This is a genomic window from Martinezella sp. CNPSo 3732 (assembly GCF_057784515.1).
The window spans coordinates 231171-247756 of record NZ_JBXSOO010000003.1 but is presented as its reverse complement, the minus strand read 5'-3'; the positions used below and the strand labels follow the sequence as shown (position 1 = coordinate 247756).

Below are 16586 nucleotides of genomic sequence, written 5' to 3'. Positions count from 1 at the left end.
CCCATGAGAATCAGTTGTTTGCCGTTATCCTCTTGCACCAGTCGGCGAAGTTGGAAATGGCTTCTTCGGCATCGATTTCGTTGAGCGTCTCGTGCCGCATGTCGGGATAGATCTCGATGGTAATACGAGAGAAACCGGTCCTTTTCAAATTGTTTGCCAACCAGGAAATCGCTTTCGCGTTGTTCGTCGCCGGATCCTTGCCGCCGCCGACGAGATGGATCGGCATGTCGCGTCGGAGACGATCGAGATAAGTTCTTTGCAGCGCCCGGAAGGTCAACTCGAATAGGTCGAGCCAGAGCGAGACGGAGGCATCGAAGCCGCAAAGCGGATCGGCGATATATTTGTCCACCTGTTCCGGAATGCGCGAGAGCCAGTCGAAATCGGTGCGGCGGTTGGCGATCGATTGGCCCCAGGTGCCGAAGGTCAGTTTCGGCAGTAGCCCGCTCGGGACGTCCGATCCCTTGAACATGCGCTCCGTTTTGAGGGTGAGCTGCGCGGCACGGCCCGCGAAGCCCGGGTTGAAATTGGAATTCCAGACCGTGACGGCATCGAACTTGTCCGGATGCGTGACCACGGTGTTCAGGCTGATCAATCCGCCCATGGAATGCCCGAACAGGATGATCGGCAGACCCGGATAGGTCGTTGCGGCAAGCTCGCGCATGGCGAGCACGTCGGCGATCACCTGCTCGACACCATTTCTCCGGGCAAAGCGGCCGATGGGGGCATCAGGGGCCGTCGTCTCACCATGGCCGCGATGATCGTGGGCATAGACATGAAAGCCTCGGCCCGCCATCGCCCTCGCGAAGGCCTCGTATCGGCGGGAATGCTCGGCGAGACCGTGCGATATCAGCAGGATGCCGCGAGCATCGCTTACCGCCGGCAAATGATGATAAGCAAGGGTTGCGCCTGTAGGACTTTTCAGGCGCTTCGTCTCGGCGAACATTATACGTTCCTCCCCAGTTGGACGAAAGGTTATCATCCGCCCGATTGCAATGGATAGGTGGTAAAGCTCACAGAAATAAATCTTTCCGAGCGCTGCGATTCAGGATTGCGCCCGCTCGATCAAACTGCTTATTTGTTCCTATAATGTTCTAGTTGGAGGTACGAATGAAGCAGTGGCTTCGGGTGTTTATGGTTGTGCTCGTTTCGGTCGGGGCGGCGTCCAGCGCCGTTGCGCAGGAACATAGCCGCGGGCGGACGCGCTTTATCCTGGCGGCGAGCTGGGAGCCGGCATTTTGTCAGACGAACCAGAAGAAGGCGGAATGCCGCAATCAGTCGTCGGACAATCATGATGCCACGAATTTTTCTCTGCATGGCCTCTGGCCGATGCGGCAGGAATATTGCGATGTTTCCGAGGATCTGAAGCAGGCGGATCGTGGCCGCGACTGGAAGGACCTGCCTGCCGTGCAGCTGTCCCAGGACGTCAAGGCGAAGCTGGAGAAGGCAATGCCAGGCACTCAATCCGGCCTGGAGCGGCATGAATGGATCAAGCACGGCACCTGCACGAAGCTTAGCGCCGACCAATATTTCTCCATTGCTGCCGGCCTGATCGCCGAACTCAATACGTCCGCCGTGCGCGATCTCTTCGCGCAGAATATCGGCAAGGAGCTGGATGCCGAAAGCATCAAGGCAGCCTTTGACCAGAGCTTCGGCGAGGGCGCCAATGCCCGCATCAAGATGAGCTGCCGGCGCGTCGGAGATGTCCGAATGATTTCGGAGCTGACCATCGGTCTCTCGGAAGATGCGATCGATCCCCAGCAGGGCAGTGAGCCGCGGCTCGCCAAACTGATCCAGGGGGCCGGCAGCACCTCCTTCGGCTGTGATCGGGGTGTCGTGGACGCGGCCGGTTTCTGAGAAAATACGGCCTTTCTGACGCGGATAATGCCCTCGGACAAGGTTTCGCCGTTGCCCGAGGGCGGGGTTTCGCCTACATAGCGGCACAAATCGCAACGCTATTCGTCCGTGGAGCAACCCAAGCTATGGCACGTCAGTTCATTTATCATATGGCCGGTCTGAATAAGTCCTATGGCGCCAAGAAGATTCTCGAGAATATCCATCTATCATTCTACCCGGATGCCAAGATCGGTATTCTCGGCCCGAACGGTGCAGGTAAATCGACCGTGCTGCGCATCATGGCCGGCCTCGACAAGGAATATACCGGCGAAGCCTGGCTGGCCGAAGGCGCCACCATCGGCTACCTGGCGCAGGAGCCTCAGCTCGATCCCAACAAGACGGTTTTCGAAAACGTCATGGAAGGCGTTGCCAAGAAAACCGAAATCCTCAATCGCTACAACGAATTGATGATGAACTATTCCGACGAGACGGCGGAAGAGGGCGCCAAGCTCCAGGACATCATCGACAGCCAAAATCTCTGGGATCTGGAAAGCCAGGTCGAGATGGCGATGGAAGCCTTGTGCTGCCCGCCGCGCGATGCCGAAGTCACCAGCCTTTCAGGCGGTGAGCGCCGCCGTATCGCACTGTGCCGCCTGCTTCTCTCGCAGCCGGACCTGCTGCTGCTCGACGAACCGACCAACCATCTCGATGCTGAGACCATTGCCTGGCTGGAAAAACATCTGCGCGACTATCCGGGCGCCGTGATGATGATCACCCATGACCGCTACTTCCTCGACAACGTTACCGGCTGGATCCTGGAACTCGACCGCGGCCGTGGCATTCCCTATGAAGGCAACTATTCCGCCTATCTGCGGGCCAAGGCCAAGCGCATGCAGCAGGAAGCCCGCGAAGAAGCCGGCCGCCAGAAGGCGATCAGCCGCGAACAGGAATGGATCGCCTCCAGCCCCAAAGCCCGTCAGGCCAAGTCCAAGGCGCGTATCAACGCTTACGAACAGCTGGTCGATGCTGCCGAAAATCAGCGTCCTGGTGATGCGCAGATCATCATTCCGGTCAGCGAGCGTCTCGGCCAGGTGGTGATCGAGATGGAGGGCATCACCAAGGGTTTCGAAGGCCGCACGCTGATCAACGATCTGTCGATCAAGCTGCCGCCCGGCGGCATCGTTGGCATCATCGGCCCGAACGGGGCCGGCAAGACGACGCTGTTCAAGATGATCACCGGGCAGGAAAAGCCGGATTCCGGCACGGTCCGCATCGGCGAGACGGTGCATCTCAGCTATGTCGACCAGAGCCGCGACGCGCTTGACGGCAATAAGACGGTATGGGAGGAAATCTCGGGCGGCGCCGAAGTCATCAAGCTCGGCAAGTTCGACATGAATTCGCGCGCCTATTGCGGCGCCTTTAACTTCAAGGGCGGCGACCAGCAGCAGAAGGTCGGCAATCTCTCTGGCGGTCAGCGCAACCGCGTTCACCTGGCCAAGATGCTGAAGGCTGGCGGCAACGTGCTTCTGCTCGACGAACCGACCAACGACCTCGATACGGAAACGCTGGGGGCGCTGGAAAGCGCGCTCGAAAACTTCGCCGGTTGCGCCATCATCATCAGCCATGATCGCATGTTCCTCGACCGTCTGGCCACGCACATCCTGGCCTTTGAAGGCGAAGGCCATGTCGAATGGTTCGAAGGCAATTTCGAGGATTACGAGCAGGACAAGATCCGCCGCCTCGGCCCCGATGCCCTCAATCCGGGCAGCCAGGCTCATAAGCGCCTGACGCGCTAAGCTCTCGGTTGGCTCTTTGAAAACCCCGGCTTGTCCGGGGTTTTCGTTTATGTAGCAACTGCCGGCGATGTTTCGTTTTCGCCGAAAACTAACAGATTTCCGACGTCGAACTCCCATGGCTGGCCGATTGGCTCTTGCCATGAAAGGCCAAATCACATAAAGATATCTTTATATCTTGATTGGGTGTGAAATGACGGATCTGGTTAAACTCGGCTTGGATGACGTGGTAGACGTGCTGAAGGCGGTCGGCGAGCCGACCCGGCTGCGTCTTCTGGCGCTACTGGCGGCAGGCGATCTCACCGTGACCGATCTTACCGAAATTCTCGGTCAGTCGCAGCCTCGCATTTCCCGGCACCTCAAGCTGCTCGGCGAAGCCGGCCTGATCGATCGATACCAGGAGGGCGCCTGGGCTTATTTCCGCCTGAAGCAGGAAGGCAAGGCGGTGACGCTGGCCCGCAGCCTACTGCGCCATACCGCCGAAAAGGATACGGTGCTGCTGCGTGACGGAGAACGTCTCTCCTCCGTGAAGCGCGTTCGCGCCGAGCGCGCTCAGGCCTACTTCAGCCGGAATGCCGCGGAGTGGGATGAGCTGCGACGTCTCCATGTCGCGGATGAGGATGTCGACAAGGCGCTGATCGATCTTATCGGTCCGCAGCCGATCGACTCCTTCCTCGATCTCGGTACGGGCACGGGCCGGATGCTGCAGCTTCTGGCTGGGCACTATCGCCGCGCCGTCGGCATCGATGCCAGCCGTGACATGCTGGCCGTTGCCCGGGCCAATCTCGACCGGGCCAATATCACCGCTGCCTCGGTGCGGCATGGCGATATCTTCAACCTGCCGCTGGAGCAGCAGGATTTCGATCTCATTACCATCCACCAGGTGCTGCATTTCCTTGATCAGCCGGAGGTTGCCATCAATGAAGCCGCACGAATGCTGCGGCCCGGCGGCCGCCTTGTCATCATCGACCTCGCGCCGCACGGGCTGGAATATCTGCGTGACGAACATGCGCATCTGCGCCTCGGCTTCTCGCATCAGATCATTTCGGATTGGCTGAAACTGGCGGGGCTGGATGTGGAGCGCGTGCAGGATCTTCATTCGGGGAGGGAAGGCGGGCAGGCGCTGACCGTCACCATCTGGCTGGCGCGCGACCCACGATTGCTGATTGCGTCCGACCAGGGCCATCAGTCATCCCCCATTCTTGCCGGGAGAGTTTGACATGTCTTCGAGATCAGAAAGCCATAGCGACGGTATCCGCATCTCCTTCGAATTCTTTCCGCCGAAGTCGGAGGAGGCCGAGCAGCAGCTGTGGAACACCGTCGAGGAGCTCAGTGATTGGGACGCTGAGTTCGTTTCAGTGACCTATGGGGCAGGCGGTTCGACCAAGGCGCCGACGCTTTCTGCCGTGCGCAAAATGATCCATGAGACGCCGTTCACGACCGCGTCGCACCTGACCTGCGTCGGGGCAACGCGTGAGGACACGCATCGGGTGATCGATGAGTTCCTTGCTGCCGGCGTTCGCCGTTTCGTCGCGCTCCGCGGCGATCCGCCGGGTGGCGTCGGCTCGGCCTATCAGCCGCATCCGGGCGGTTATGCCAATGCCGCGGAACTGGTGCAGGCTTTGCGCGAGCGCGGCGATTTCGATATTTCCGTTTCCGCCTATCCCGAAAAGCATCCCGAAAGCCGCGATACGGCAGCCGATATCGACATGCTGAAGCGCAAGGCGGAGAATGGTGCCGACCGGGCGCTGACCCAGTTCTTCTTCGATAATGATGCCTTCGAGCGTTATCATGATCGCGTTCGCGCCGCCGGCATCAAGATTCCCGTGGTGCCGGGCATTATGCCGATCCAGAACCTGACGCAACTGAAGCGCTTCGCCGGCGCCTGTGGCACGAATATTCCGAGCTGGCTCGACGAGCGTTTCGATGGTTTGGATGAGGATGTGGAGGAGCGCGCCAAGGTCGCCGCCGATGTTGCCGCCGAGCAGATCCAGGACCTGATGCGCCGCGGCATTCACGAATTTCATCTCTATACGATGAACCGTTCGGCACTGGTTTCCGCCGTGCTTGAACGGCTGGGCCTCGAGCGTAAGGTGAATGCACGGGCCGGCGCCGCCGCCTAAAGCGTGTCGCACACGCTAATGAAAAAGCGCATGTCCGGCGGGGGCATGCGCCTTTCTAATGAAACAGAGGTTTTGTTAGCTTTTCGGAGTTTGGTCGCTTGCGAATTTCGCCGAAGCCGTCAGATGAAGAGCATCGTCACGACGAAAGCGAAGGCCGCACCGACCACTAGGACGTTGATGGATCGCGTTAATCCCATGTCTTCCTCCTCAGTCAGCGCTAAATTTTATGTCGAAAATGTGTTGTTTGGAAAGAACATTCGATGCTGCGACGCGGTATCGAGTTCGCAACATGATTCACAAATTCGCAGCAGTGCTTTGATATTGCTTTATAAATGTCGATTTCTAACTCGATGACGGGCTGTGAATAAATATTAATATGTTGTGACTGGGGACCATCCGAATGGAGCAGGAGATCATGTTTCCCGCGTTCTGGCCCCGTGTTTCATCCACATGAAAAGCCGTCCATCGAGAACGAGCAGACCTGCGGCGATGAGCAGCATGCCGGCGATTTCGGTAGGCCCCATCCGCTCGCCGAGAAAGAGGAAGCCGAGCAATAGCGCGCTCGGCGGCACCAGCAGAGTGACGAGGGAGGTGTTGGTGGCGCCGGCGAGCTCGATGATGCGAAAATAGAGGATGTAGGCAAAAGCGGTCGACAGCAGCGCCAGGCCGAGAATGGCGGCAATTGCCGTCACCGGCGGGGCGACAAGCGTCCAAGGTTGGTCGATCACCAGCGCGACCGGCAGCATGAGGAGTGAGGAGCCTGTCAACTGGCCCGCTGCCACAACCGGCGGCGCGATGCCCTTGAAGCGTTTGGCATAAATTGCCGCGAATCCGTAGGAGATTGCCGCCAAGATCGGCAATGAGAGCGCCCAGAAGGGTACCGAGCCGCTGCTGGTAATGCTCGGTCCGAGCAACACGATCGTTCCGAGGAGGCCGGTGAGGCAGCCGACTAGCTTGGCTGATGTCAAGCGTTCGTCGGTGGTGAGCTGATTGCCGATCAACACGGTCCACATCGGCGTCGTCGCGTTCAAGATGGATGCGAGCCCGGCACCCATCTGCGTCTGGCCGCAGAAGATCAGCGTGTGCGGTATCGCATTGTTGATTAAGCCCAGCAGCAGAAATTGCGGCCAATGACGGCGCAGGGACTGATAGATATTGAGACGACCAGCCAGATAGAGATGCAATGCCACGGCCGCCAGCGACAGACGCAGAAAGACGAGCGTAAAGGGCGGCACATGATGAACGGCGATACGGGCGAAGAAGAACGAGCCGCCCCAGATCAATCCGAGCAACAGCAGCAGGCCCCAGGTCGAGGCGCTCATTCGATGTTCGCCAGTCATGGCATCTCTCCTCTTTCGATGCATCTAAACCGGAAGAGTGCAGGCTCTCCACCCGTTTCTTGCTGTTTTGCCCATGGGCCCAAGGAGAGCAGATGCAAAAAAGGCGGCATGGAGCCGCCTTTCGATCGACATATAGGAGAGAAATCAGAGCGCGTTGAGCAGTGCCGTCGTTGCCCAGCCGTCGGCCGGCATACCCAGGCGGAACTGTTCCTTCTGGATGGCGACACGCGTGCCGGAGCCGAGGATGCCATCAATCTTGCCGACATCGTAGCCGCGGGCCACGAGCTTGGTCTGAAGCGCCTTCATGTCGACATCGTTCAGGCCTGGCTCGGGATTGCCCTTGTTATAGGGCGGAGCGCCGGCAAATCGGGTGGCGAAATAGGCGGCCGAGGTCGTGTAGATGAACGACTGGTTCCAGCCGAGATAGGTATTGTAGTTCGGATAGGTCAGAAAGGCAGGTCCTTTTCGACCCTGCGGCAGGATGAGAGCAGCGGGCAGGGAGCCGAAGCTCGTGTTGCCGTCGCGTGGCGTGACGCCGAGTTTGAACCAATCGCCCGCAGTCAGCGGGCCGCCGATGCCGGATTTTTCCCAGGGAAGATTGTCCGGAACCGTCACCTCCTGCAGCCAGGGCTGGCCGCGCTGGAAGCCGAGATGCTGGAGGAAACGTGCGGTCGTCAGAATGACGTCAGGTGCGCTGGTCTTCAGGTTGACATGGCCATCGCCGTCACCATCGGTGCCATAAGCGATGATGTCGGGCGGCAGCATCTGCGTCTGGCCGATTTCGCCGGCCCATGCGCCGGTCGTCGTTGCCGGGTCGACATCGCCGCGCTGGACGAGTTCGATCAGTGCGATCAGGCGCGGGCGGAAGAAGTCCGGCCGGCGGCAATCGTGCGAGAGGGTGACCAGCGCGTTGCGGGTGTTGAAATTGCCCTGGACGGCGCCGAAATCGGTTTCCATCGCCCAGAAGGCGGTGATGACACCCGGAGGTACGCCATAGTCCTGTTCGGCCTTGGCGAAGACATCGGCATATTGCTTCATTTTCTGGCGGCCGATGTCGAGACGGCCCTGGCTGACGGTGCGTTGGGAGAATTCGAGGAAGGTCTGTCGGAAGACGCCCTGACTGCGGTCCATGGCGAGAACCTTCTGGTCAATCTGGGCGCCGGCGAGTGTCTTGTCGGCAGAGGCTGCATCCGCACCATCGGCAATCGCTTCAGCCTTTACGCCGGCAAGGAATGCAGTGAGATCGCCACCGCAGGCTACTTTCGGAGTGGCGTCGCTGCTTGCGGGCGGCACTGCGGCCGGGGATGCGCTTTGAGCCAATGCCGTACCAGTCATGGCTGAGGCGAGGAGCAACGCAAGAGCGCCGCGTCGAATGGTGTGACGATCCATGAGCGATCCTTCCAAGTGATAGAATAGGGTCGCTTTCACAGAAGATTGTGACATAAGCAAGAGTGAAATGGGCTCAGTATTAAGAATTTCCCTGCTTCTCTACTGCAGCCACCCAGTTTTGCCAGTTCTGCTCGGAACCGCCGAAAACATTGATGTCCGTCGGGCCTTTGATCCCCGGAATGACACCCGTAGACGTATATTGCCAGAAGGCCCAGTTGCGACCGGCGTAAGTCTCTTTCGGGTGCTTGGCAACGGATCGGACCCAGAAATGATAATCCTGGAAATAGCCGACTAGATTTTCACGATGGAAGTCGACCGAAGTATAGATGATCGGGCGCTTGCCGTAATAGGCCTGCAGGCGATCCATAAAGCGTTTGATCTCGCTGCGTACCGTTTCGGGAGCCGGTCTGGTCTTGCAGGTCGGGGAGCCCGGGTTCCATTCGACGTCGACGACGGGCGGAAGCGCCATGGCATCCTTCGGCACGTTGCGGATGAACCAATCGGCCTGCTCGTCGGCCGTCGAGCAGAAATAGAAGAAATGATAGGGCGCATGCAGAAGCCCGGCAGCGCTCGCTTCATTCCAATACTCGGTGAAGCGCGGATCGATCCGGTCCTTGCCCTCCGTCGCCTTGATGAAGACGAAGGCGACACCTGAACCCTTGACGGCTTTCCAATCGATATCGCCCTGCCACTTGGAAATATCGATGCCATGGATGGGATGGCGCTGCGGATGATCGCGACCGAAGTCCTGGGGCTTTGTATCGGCGAATCTGGTCTTGGGAAGGGCCGCCGTCGATAAGGCATCATAGCCCGTTGTGCAACCAGTCAACGCAAGAGCGAGCGGCAGTAGGCATGCCAGAAGCCGGCGCATAGATATCCTGTTATGGCCCGAGTGATCTTGCTGCCCCAAGATTTGGCTTCCGTAATATGGTCCCCGAGAATCCGAAAGAGCGGCAGACCATACCGTTGCCAGATGGTCTTGCCACTTTATTCACCATATCAACGTAAAAAATGCGTTATCTTCAAGCAAATTCTTATGCTTGGCGCCTTCCGAAGCCGGATTTTGCGCTGGAATCCATCGGCACTCAGGCGCCGTGCCGTGCCGCCACGGCCCGCCAGGCATAGCCGCGGCCGATCCTTTCGGCTTTCACCGACATGCCTCGCGCTGCAGCTTTCTCTTCTAGCACCGTCAGAAGATCGGCGCGCGGCGTGACGTGGAATTTCTTCAGCCAGCCCTTCAGCATGGCACGGAACCAGCCTGGCAACCCTTCCTGCTGGCCGAAATCGACGATGTGTAGCTCACCGCCCGGTGCGACAGCATCGAGCGACGCGTCGATGGCATTTTTCCAGTCGGGGATCATCGACAGCGCGTAGGAGATCATCACACGGTCGAAGCTCTCGGTGCCGAAATCGTCGGGCGAGAAAGCCGTGGCATCGGCGACGCGAAAATCCGGCATCTGTTTCAGGCTGCGGAAATTATTGCGGGCGGAGATCAGCATTTCCTGCGAGATATCGAGGCCATAAAGGCGGGCAGAAGGGAAGCGCCGATAGGCGAGCAGCATATTGCGGCCCGTGCCGCAGCCCACTTCCAGAAGCGAGCCGCCGACCGGAACATTCAGTTGTTCGATGGTTCGATCGCGGCCGAACAGGTAATATTTGCGGGTCAGGTCATAGATATGACGCTGATAACGGTACATGCCGTCCATCAGCTTGGCGTGGTTGTTCGCGCCGCTTTCTATGCTTGTATCCGCCTGGCTCACGCTTTTTTCCCGTAGATGTGGAAGCCGCCATAGATGGCCGAGCGATCACGAACATTGAGCTCCTGCGAACGCTCTTCGAAATAGACCCACTGGTCGCGGATCGCTGGAGAGAGGCGGCCTTCGATGATGCTCTTTTCCGCGGCGGTGCGGAAGATGACGCGGGCGCCTTCGCGCGCCGTGCGGGTGATCTCGGCCCAGAGGCCATTGAGCTGCTCGTCGGTCATCCAGTCCTGCGCATCGAGCAAAATATAACGATCGCGCGAGGCCGCCGGCTTCGAAGCGAGAAGCTCGGTGAAATTGGCGTGATGGACGCTCACACGATCGGCATTGGCGCGGATCGCTGCGTAGTGCTCCGGCTTGAGATAGGTGGGCAGGGGGCCTTGGTGCTGGGCAGCGTAGCGGCGCGAGAATGCCTGCCAGGCAAAGTAATTGTCGCGCATGGGGAAATGACAGGCAAGCTTTTCCAAGCGGTGTTTCAGCACGGCGGAAATGGAATCGTCACCGGCCAGGCTTGCAAGCTCATCATATTGCTGAGGCGGGATGCCGAGACCGAAAAGCGAACTCTTGCGGCCGAGCAACCAGCGGACGGCCGGCTTGTCGAAGATCGGAGCGATCTCCTCCTCGAAGAACTGACGCTGCTCGCGCATGGTACGGGCTTCAGTCATCTTTTGGAGGCGAACGCCGTGCAGGCGTGCCAGTATATGGGCGGCGCCGATGAACCGACCGAGAAGGCCGGTCTTGTAGATGTTGCGGTTGAAGACCGTGATGCGGCGGCGGCCATAAAGATCGCGACCATCCCAGTAGTCAGCCGTTGCCGTGTCGAGGCGCGGCGCGATGAACTGGTCGTAGGCCTGGCTATTGGCCGCAATGTCGGGGGTCCCGAAGAAGCGCACCAGGTCGGCATGACCGGGAAGCAGGCGGAAGGCCGCGAGCTTCAGCTTGTTCAGTGCGATGTGGTGGCGATTGAGATCGACGACATCGATGGATGCCGGATTTTGCGAGAGGTAGGCGAGCATGTTGCAGCCGCCTGAACCGATGGTGACGATGCGATGATGCGCCTGCAGTTCCATCGCCTCCATATCGATATCCGGATCTTCCCAGATCTGCGGATAGACAAGGCCGGAAAACAACATGCCGAACAAGCGCTCGGAGAGACCCGCTTTGGACAATGCCTTGTGCTGCAGCAGAGCGTCCTTGAGTTTCCGGTTCTTTTGGAGACCGGCATCCGGGGCGAATTCCGTCATCTGAGTCTTGTCACCGATTTGTGAAGTTCAGGGCGTGTAACCCGGCAATGCTACAGTCTGATGACGCGGGCTGTTGGCAGATCCGGTGGAGAAGCATCCTTGCACATATTTAAGGAGCTCTAACCATCATAGGTCTTTCATCTTGCTGCGTTTCCTGATTGTCTCCGCCTACCTTTCTGGAGAATATGTGACATGCGTTTGATATCGAGAGTGATCGGGGCTCTTATTGTTCTGCTGCTGATCATTGTCGCCGGCGGGGCCGTCTGGCTCTCTCTTTATCCGCCGGAATTGCTGAAGGTCGGTGATGGCTACGCGGCAAAGATCGTCTGCTCCAACACGTTCGTGGCCAAGCGGGATCCGGATAAGGTGATGGAGGAGGATGTACAGGCTCCAGGCAATCCGGCATTGAAGCTCATTCGCGTCTATGTTGACCGGGATGAGGGCGTGGTTACGGCCCGGTTCTTGGGATTGTTCGCGCCGAACCGTGCGCTCTATCGCGGCGCGCTCGGTTGTGCGCTGGTGCCGGACGGTGATCTGCAAACGGCCCGTAGTGCCGTCTTCCTTAACAAGGTGAAGGCGCCAAAGAACGATGCGGTGTGGCCGGATGGGGATATGGTAACCCTCGGTCAGGGCGATGTCGGTGCGAAGCTCGCCGATATCGTATCGAATTCGGATCTCGCCGGGCCTGCCATGCGCGCGATCGTTGTCGTCAAAGACGGGCGCATCGTCGCTGAAACTTATGGCGATGGTTTCAGCAAGGCAACGCCGCTGATCGGCTGGTCGATGACCAAGACGGTCAATGCCGCCATCATCGGCCGACTCATGCTGGCCGGGCGCATGTCCTTTGACGATCAAAATCTTCTGCCGCAATGGAGCGCTGACTCGCGCAAGGACATCAAGCTCAGCGATCTTCTTGCCATGGAAAGCGGGCTTGCGTTCAACGAATCCTATGGCACCGTATCGGATGTAACGCGCATGCTTTATCTCGACGCGGACGTGACCAGCATAGCAGCCAACGCGCATCAGTTGGCAGCGCCGGGTGAGCGTTTCAGCTATTCCAGCGGTACAGCAGCGCTGCTTTCGCGCCTTTGGATGAACCGGCTGCCCAATCTGAGCGCTGCCATTTCCTATCCGCGCGAGGCACTTTTCGGACCGCTCGGCATGTACAGCGCAGTTTTCGAGGCCGACGAGCGCGGCACCTTTGTCGGCAGCTCCTATCTCTATGCCAACGCCCGCGACTGGGCGCGCTTTGGTCTCTTTCTGCTGCAGGACGGCGTCTGGAATGGGCACCGCCTGCTGCCGGAAGGTTTTGTCGGCGCTATGCGCACGCCCACGAACGCCTCCGAGGGTGTCTACTCGCAGGTTCAGACCTGGCTTGCGGGTCCTGGCGGCTCGAATGCCCAATTCGGTTTGCCCGCGGATACTTTTTGGATGACTGGTCACGACGGCCAAACGGTTGCGATCGTCCCGTCCGCCAATCTCGTCGTCGTGCGGATGGGGCTGACGCCAACCTGGGCGGATTATCGGCCGCAAATCCTGCTGAAGCGGATCATGGATGTGTTAAAGCCGGCCACGAACTAGGCCGGCTTTTCAGAACGATCACGATAAAATCAGTAATTGCCGTTGGCGACGTCCGTCAGGCCCTTGCGTTTGGCGTCGTAGTAATAGCCGCGGGCATAAAGCTGGACGGCATTGGCTTCCTTGTTCTGAGCCTTGCTGTCGGCCGTCATCCATGCGCCGCGTAGATATTTGGCCGCATATTTGATGTTGGTTTCTGCGTCGAGAAGGCCGGACGCCGGGCCTTCGTAGCCCATGGACTTCGCCGTATTGTACTTGATCTGCATGAGGCCGAAATATCCGGCGCGATTATAGGCTTTCGGATTGTAGCGGCTTTCGCGGTGAACGACGCGATGGATCAGGGATTCCGGAATTTCGTAAAGCTTGGCGTATTTCTGGATGAGCTTGGAAACGTAGCTCTTTTCCTCAGCCGGAACATCGGAATCGTAATTCGCGGTGTTGGTGGTGGTCATGACAGCCGGCACGACCGTCGGACCGCTGCTGTCGAAATTGAAGTCGTAATGCATACGGTTGTCCGCATAGCGCGGAACGCCGATCTGCGCGGGCGTGGCAAAGGCGACTTCAGCCTGCGGCGTCGATCCAGGACGTGGCGTCGGCACGGCGACCTGAATGGCTGCGACATCCGAGGTCATCGGAATGGTCGTCTGGCTCTGAGCCGCGAGGGAGGAGACCGGTGTGAGCGCGGCATCGCCGGGACGCGCCGGATTGGGCATCGGGATCGCGACCACGGAAGGCACCAGCGGCACGTCGGGTGCTGCATAGGCCGCTGCGGCTGACGTGCTGCCCACGGGAGCGCCCGTTGCGGCAGCGATTGCGGCGGTTCCCTGATTGGCAGCGCTCGCAACAGGCGTGCCGAAACGTCCCGCGTCCATCTGTTGCTGGCTTGTGGCGGCAACGTTTGTCGTACCCGGAACAACGCGACTGGACTTTGCCATTGCTGTTTGTTGCGGCTGCCGCGGACCGATGAAATTCGGCGATACCGCGGCCACTGCGATGCCGCCTGCAGGCGCGGTTGCGCCGGTGGCGGTCAGGGTCGTATTCGGATGCGGCACGTTGGCATGTGCCGACGGGAGTTCTGCCTGAGACGTCTGCTGCTGCTGAGTGCTTGCGCACCCGGCGAGAGCGCCGCACATCATTGCCGACAAGGCAACGCTGCGCTTCAGGCTGGGAAATCCGATCGTTACCATTCTGTCACTTTCGAAAAAACCAAACCTAATTTCGATGCAATTCGGCCACAGGACCGCCAAATTCGGTCACAGGATCGATAAAATTATGAATCCCCATTAACCTATCCGTGATCACCCCGCAACCCTGCGCCGCCTCAGGCGGCCATCCGGCGGTCACTGCACCGGCTGCAATCAACAGGGTTCCGCCGGTTCTGTTAACGACGCGTTGCACGCTTGCCTTGCGGATGAAGCCACGTGCCATATCGGCGACGAACACATAAATAAGCGAATTCAAGGCCGCCAAGGTGAGGAAAGTTGCCTCTAGAATAAGCGTTTGCTGAAGAAATGGCTTCGACATGTCGAGAAATTGCGGAACGAATGCAATGAAAAAGACGATGCTTTTCGGGTTGAGAGCCGTTACAACATATGCGTGTAAGAGAATTTTTAACGGTTTTTCCTCTGGGAGATTGTCATTGTCGCCTAGAGGACCCGTCACAATCGGGGCTCTCCAGAGCTTGATTCCGAGGAAAACGAGGTAGGCTGCGCCGATCAGTTTAAGAATCGTGAATAGTGTCGCTGATGTGGCGAGAAGAGCGCCGAGACCGGCTAGCGATGCGGTCATTGCCGTGAAATCCCCAAGCGTGACACCAGTCACCGTTGCCAGCGCCGTCTTGCGGCCGTGGCCGAGCGCATAGGATATCACCAGGAGAATGGTCGGACCCGGTATGGCCAACATGATACAGGACGCGGCGGCGAAAGCGAGCCAGGTTTCGATGGACATAGAATCCTCCTCTATTCCTCTTCCGCCGTCAGCAAAGACATTGGATTTGCGATCCGTCAATCCGCCTGATTGTCAATCAGGCGGATTGACCACCGATTAGGCCGATTGATCGCCAATCGGTCCGGTTGATCACCATTCGGTCAGGCTTGTGAGTATTTCTGCCCGATATGATCCATGACTTCGGCAAACCAGGGAGTGGAGATATCGAAGGCTTTGCCGCCCTTGATGCGCGGGAATTCGATGACGCGTAGCTTGCCGCCTTGACCTTCATCATGTCCCGTAACGCCGGACACCTTATTCAGCGCACTTTCCACCGCGAGGTCGACCATGCCTTGAATCAGGCGGAGGTCCTCGCCGTTTGCGGGGGCGGAGCGCGCGAAATAGCCCGACTTCTGCACCATGGAGCGTTCGGCGCCGATGATCGCGGCGAATTGTTTCTGAAACCAGCCGCCGACGTTGATTGTGTCGATCTTTACGTGGCCGAAGGCGTCGCGCTTGACGGTTTCGCCGGAGGCTTCCCGTTCGGCGACGATGGCGTCGAGGCCGGCGCCTTCCGATACGAAGAGCGTCACCTGTCCGGTCTTCTCCATGATATTGCGCAGGCGCTCGCCTTCCACCTCGATATCGAATGCCATTTCCGGCAGATAGAGGCCGTCGATACCCTTCATCTCGGCATTCATCATGAAGCCTTCGACATATTCGTTCGCGCTGCTCTTCTGGATATAGGCGCGCGCGGTTGCTGCGGTCAGCCAGCCACAGTGGCGGCCCATCACTTCATGAATGACGAGCGTTTTCGGTGCGGCGGTCTGTTCGTTGCTGACATTGTCGAAGAAGTGAGCGCCGACCTCGGCCGCCGTCCAGGCGCCGAGGGACTGACGGATCGGCACGACATCGTTATCAACGGTTTTCGGCAGGCCGACGACAGTCAGATCATAGCCATTGGCGCCAAGATAGGCAGCAAGATCGGCCGCCGTCGTGTTGGTATCGTCGCCCCCGATCGTGTGAAGGATGGTGACGCCGTCGGAGGCCAGTCGCTCGGCTGCGACGCGCAGCGGGTTTTCGCCTTCCTTGACTAGGCCACGCTTCACGCAGTCTGCGATGTTGGTGAGCTTGACGCGGCTGTTGCCGATCGGCGAGCCGCCATAGCGATGCAGCAGATAGGCCTTTTCACGCATGGCCTGCGTCACCTCGATGCTGTCACCCAGCAGAACCCCCTGATAGCCGGAACGATAGGCTATCATGTCGAGATCAGGCGCCACATCGCTATAGCGCTGGATCAGCCCGCCAACGGCAGACGAAAGGCAGGGCGCCAATCCACCGGCAGTGAGCATTGCGACTTTCTGTTTGGCCATGGGATCCTCCTTGCAGGCAAGCTGCTTCATTTCAATGGTTGCGGTGGAATGGATGCGACAGGCAGGCAAGGGTGTAAAGTAAAGAATTTAAGAAAGCGGTGGTTTGTTTCGTCTTCAAAAGCCGGGCGAGGGCGTTCGGACGACGTTCGCATTTGCAGCATCATTACCAAATTGTGAAAAGTGTTTTCGGGCTTGCGACGAATGGACTGCTTGCAATGGCAACCATT

The 16586-nt window shown here is 58.9% G+C and carries 13 protein-coding genes and 1 pseudogene; 5 read left to right on the top strand and 9 right to left on the bottom strand.

Features of this window, described 5'->3' with window-relative positions; genetic code table 11:
- Positions 1 to 10 precede the first annotated feature (10 nt).
- Complete coding sequence (locus tag AC13RM_RS09840) at positions 11 to 943, bottom strand: alpha/beta hydrolase (RefSeq protein WP_374815076.1); 933 nt, start codon at positions 941 to 943, stop codon at positions 11 to 13.
- 164 nt (positions 944 to 1107) lie between these two features.
- Between AC13RM_RS09840 and AC13RM_RS09835 the strand changes: the two genes are divergently transcribed.
- From AC13RM_RS09835 to metF, 4 genes are all read left to right on the top strand, one after another.
- Complete coding sequence (locus AC13RM_RS09835) at positions 1108 to 1854, top strand: ribonuclease T2 family protein (RefSeq protein ID WP_374815074.1); 747 nt, start codon at positions 1108 to 1110, stop codon at positions 1852 to 1854.
- Positions 1855 to 1979: 125 nt separating this feature from the next.
- A complete protein-coding gene (gene ettA / locus AC13RM_RS09830; protein ID WP_113230485.1) occupies positions 1980 to 3629 on the top strand; it encodes an energy-dependent translational throttle protein EttA in 1650 nt (549 codons plus the stop codon).
- Positions 3630 to 3819: 190 nt separating this feature from the next.
- Positions 3820 to 4845, top strand: a complete 1026-nt coding sequence (locus AC13RM_RS09825; protein ID WP_113230486.1) for a metalloregulator ArsR/SmtB family transcription factor — start codon at positions 3820 to 3822, stop codon at positions 4843 to 4845.
- A gap of 1 nt (position 4846) precedes the next feature.
- Positions 4847 to 5749, top strand: a complete 903-nt coding sequence (gene metF / locus AC13RM_RS09820; RefSeq protein WP_113230487.1) for a methylenetetrahydrofolate reductase [NAD(P)H] — start codon at positions 4847 to 4849, stop codon at positions 5747 to 5749.
- 413 nt (positions 5750 to 6162) lie between these two features.
- Here metF and AC13RM_RS09815 read toward each other — a convergent pair whose 3' ends face one another.
- From AC13RM_RS09815 to AC13RM_RS09795, 5 genes are all read right to left on the bottom strand, one after another.
- Positions 6163 to 7089 (bottom strand): DMT family transporter, encoded by a 927-nt coding sequence (locus AC13RM_RS09815; RefSeq protein ID WP_374815066.1) that lies wholly within the window; start codon positions 7087 to 7089, stop codon positions 6163 to 6165.
- A gap of 144 nt (positions 7090 to 7233) precedes the next feature.
- Positions 7234 to 8424, bottom strand: coding sequence for a lytic murein transglycosylase (locus AC13RM_RS09810; protein ID WP_374815617.1), 1191 nt, complete (start codon positions 8422 to 8424; stop codon positions 7234 to 7236).
- A 133-nt stretch (positions 8425 to 8557) separates the two neighbouring features.
- Positions 8558 to 9349 carry a glycoside hydrolase family 25 protein gene (locus AC13RM_RS09805; RefSeq protein ID WP_113230490.1) on the bottom strand — a complete coding sequence of 264 codons (792 nt, stop codon included), beginning with the start codon at positions 9347 to 9349 and terminating at the stop codon, positions 8558 to 8560.
- A gap of 214 nt (positions 9350 to 9563) precedes the next feature.
- A complete protein-coding gene (locus AC13RM_RS09800) occupies positions 9564 to 10238 on the bottom strand; it encodes a class I SAM-dependent methyltransferase (protein ID WP_374815063.1) in 675 nt (224 codons plus the stop codon).
- Complete coding sequence (locus AC13RM_RS09795) at positions 10235 to 11482, bottom strand: BtaA family protein (protein WP_374815061.1); 1248 nt, start codon at positions 11480 to 11482, stop codon at positions 10235 to 10237. The genes AC13RM_RS09800 and AC13RM_RS09795 overlap by 4 nt, the downstream gene beginning before the upstream one ends.
- Positions 11483 to 11674: 192 nt before the next feature.
- Between AC13RM_RS09795 and AC13RM_RS09790 the strand changes: the two genes are divergently transcribed.
- Positions 11675 to 13063 carry a serine hydrolase domain-containing protein gene (locus AC13RM_RS09790; RefSeq protein ID WP_374815059.1) on the top strand — a complete coding sequence of 463 codons (1389 nt, stop codon included), beginning with the start codon at positions 11675 to 11677 and terminating at the stop codon, positions 13061 to 13063.
- A gap of 29 nt (positions 13064 to 13092) precedes the next feature.
- On the opposite strand, the gene AC13RM_RS09785 is transcribed toward AC13RM_RS09790, so the two are convergent.
- The 3 genes and pseudogenes from AC13RM_RS09785 to AC13RM_RS09775 form a co-directional block, all read right to left on the bottom strand.
- On the bottom strand, positions 13093 to 14247 hold the full coding sequence (locus AC13RM_RS09785) for a transglycosylase SLT domain-containing protein (protein WP_374815057.1): 1155 nt from the start codon (positions 14245 to 14247) through the stop codon (positions 13093 to 13095).
- Positions 14248 to 14374: 127 nt separating this feature from the next.
- Positions 14375 to 15007: pseudogene (locus tag AC13RM_RS09780) on the bottom strand (LysE family translocator); the annotation flags it as partial.
- A 140-nt stretch (positions 15008 to 15147) separates the two neighbouring features.
- The gene (locus AC13RM_RS09775; RefSeq protein WP_374815055.1) at positions 15148 to 16359 is read right to left on the bottom strand and encodes a pyrophosphate--fructose-6-phosphate 1-phosphotransferase; all 1212 of its coding nucleotides are present in this window, start codon (positions 16357 to 16359) and stop codon (positions 15148 to 15150) included.
- Between the last annotated feature and the right edge of the window lie 227 nt (positions 16360 to 16586).

Bases quoted from the DNA above. Each gene is read 5' to 3' on its own strand.
- AC13RM_RS09840 (WP_374815076.1), bottom strand. From the start codon at position 943: ATGTTCGCCGAGACGAAGCGCCTGAAAAGTCCTACAGGCGCAACCCTT.
- AC13RM_RS09835 (WP_374815074.1), top strand. From the start codon at position 1,108: ATGAAGCAGTGGCTTCGGGTGTTTATGGTTGTGCTCGTTTCGGTCGGG.
- ettA (WP_113230485.1), top strand. From the start codon at position 1,980: ATGGCACGTCAGTTCATTTATCATATGGCCGGTCTGAATAAGTCCTAT.
- AC13RM_RS09825 (WP_113230486.1), top strand. From the start codon at position 3,820: ATGACGGATCTGGTTAAACTCGGCTTGGATGACGTGGTAGACGTGCTG.
- metF (WP_113230487.1), top strand. From the start codon at position 4,847: ATGTCTTCGAGATCAGAAAGCCATAGCGACGGTATCCGCATCTCCTTC.
- AC13RM_RS09815 (WP_374815066.1), bottom strand. From the start codon at position 7,089: ATGACTGGCGAACATCGAATGAGCGCCTCGACCTGGGGCCTGCTGCTG.
- AC13RM_RS09810 (WP_374815617.1), bottom strand. From the start codon at position 8,424: ATGACTGGTACGGCATTGGCTCAAAGCGCATCCCCGGCCGCAGTGCCG.
- AC13RM_RS09805 (WP_113230490.1), bottom strand. From the start codon at position 9,349: ATGCGCCGGCTTCTGGCATGCCTACTGCCGCTCGCTCTTGCGTTGACT.
- AC13RM_RS09795 (WP_374815061.1), bottom strand. From the start codon at position 11,482: ATGACGGAATTCGCCCCGGATGCCGGTCTCCAAAAGAACCGGAAACTC.
- AC13RM_RS09790 (WP_374815059.1), top strand. From the start codon at position 11,675: ATGCGTTTGATATCGAGAGTGATCGGGGCTCTTATTGTTCTGCTGCTG.
- AC13RM_RS09785 (WP_374815057.1), bottom strand. From the start codon at position 14,247: ATGGTAACGATCGGATTTCCCAGCCTGAAGCGCAGCGTTGCCTTGTCG.
- AC13RM_RS09775 (WP_374815055.1), bottom strand. From the start codon at position 16,359: ATGGCCAAACAGAAAGTCGCAATGCTCACTGCCGGTGGATTGGCGCCC.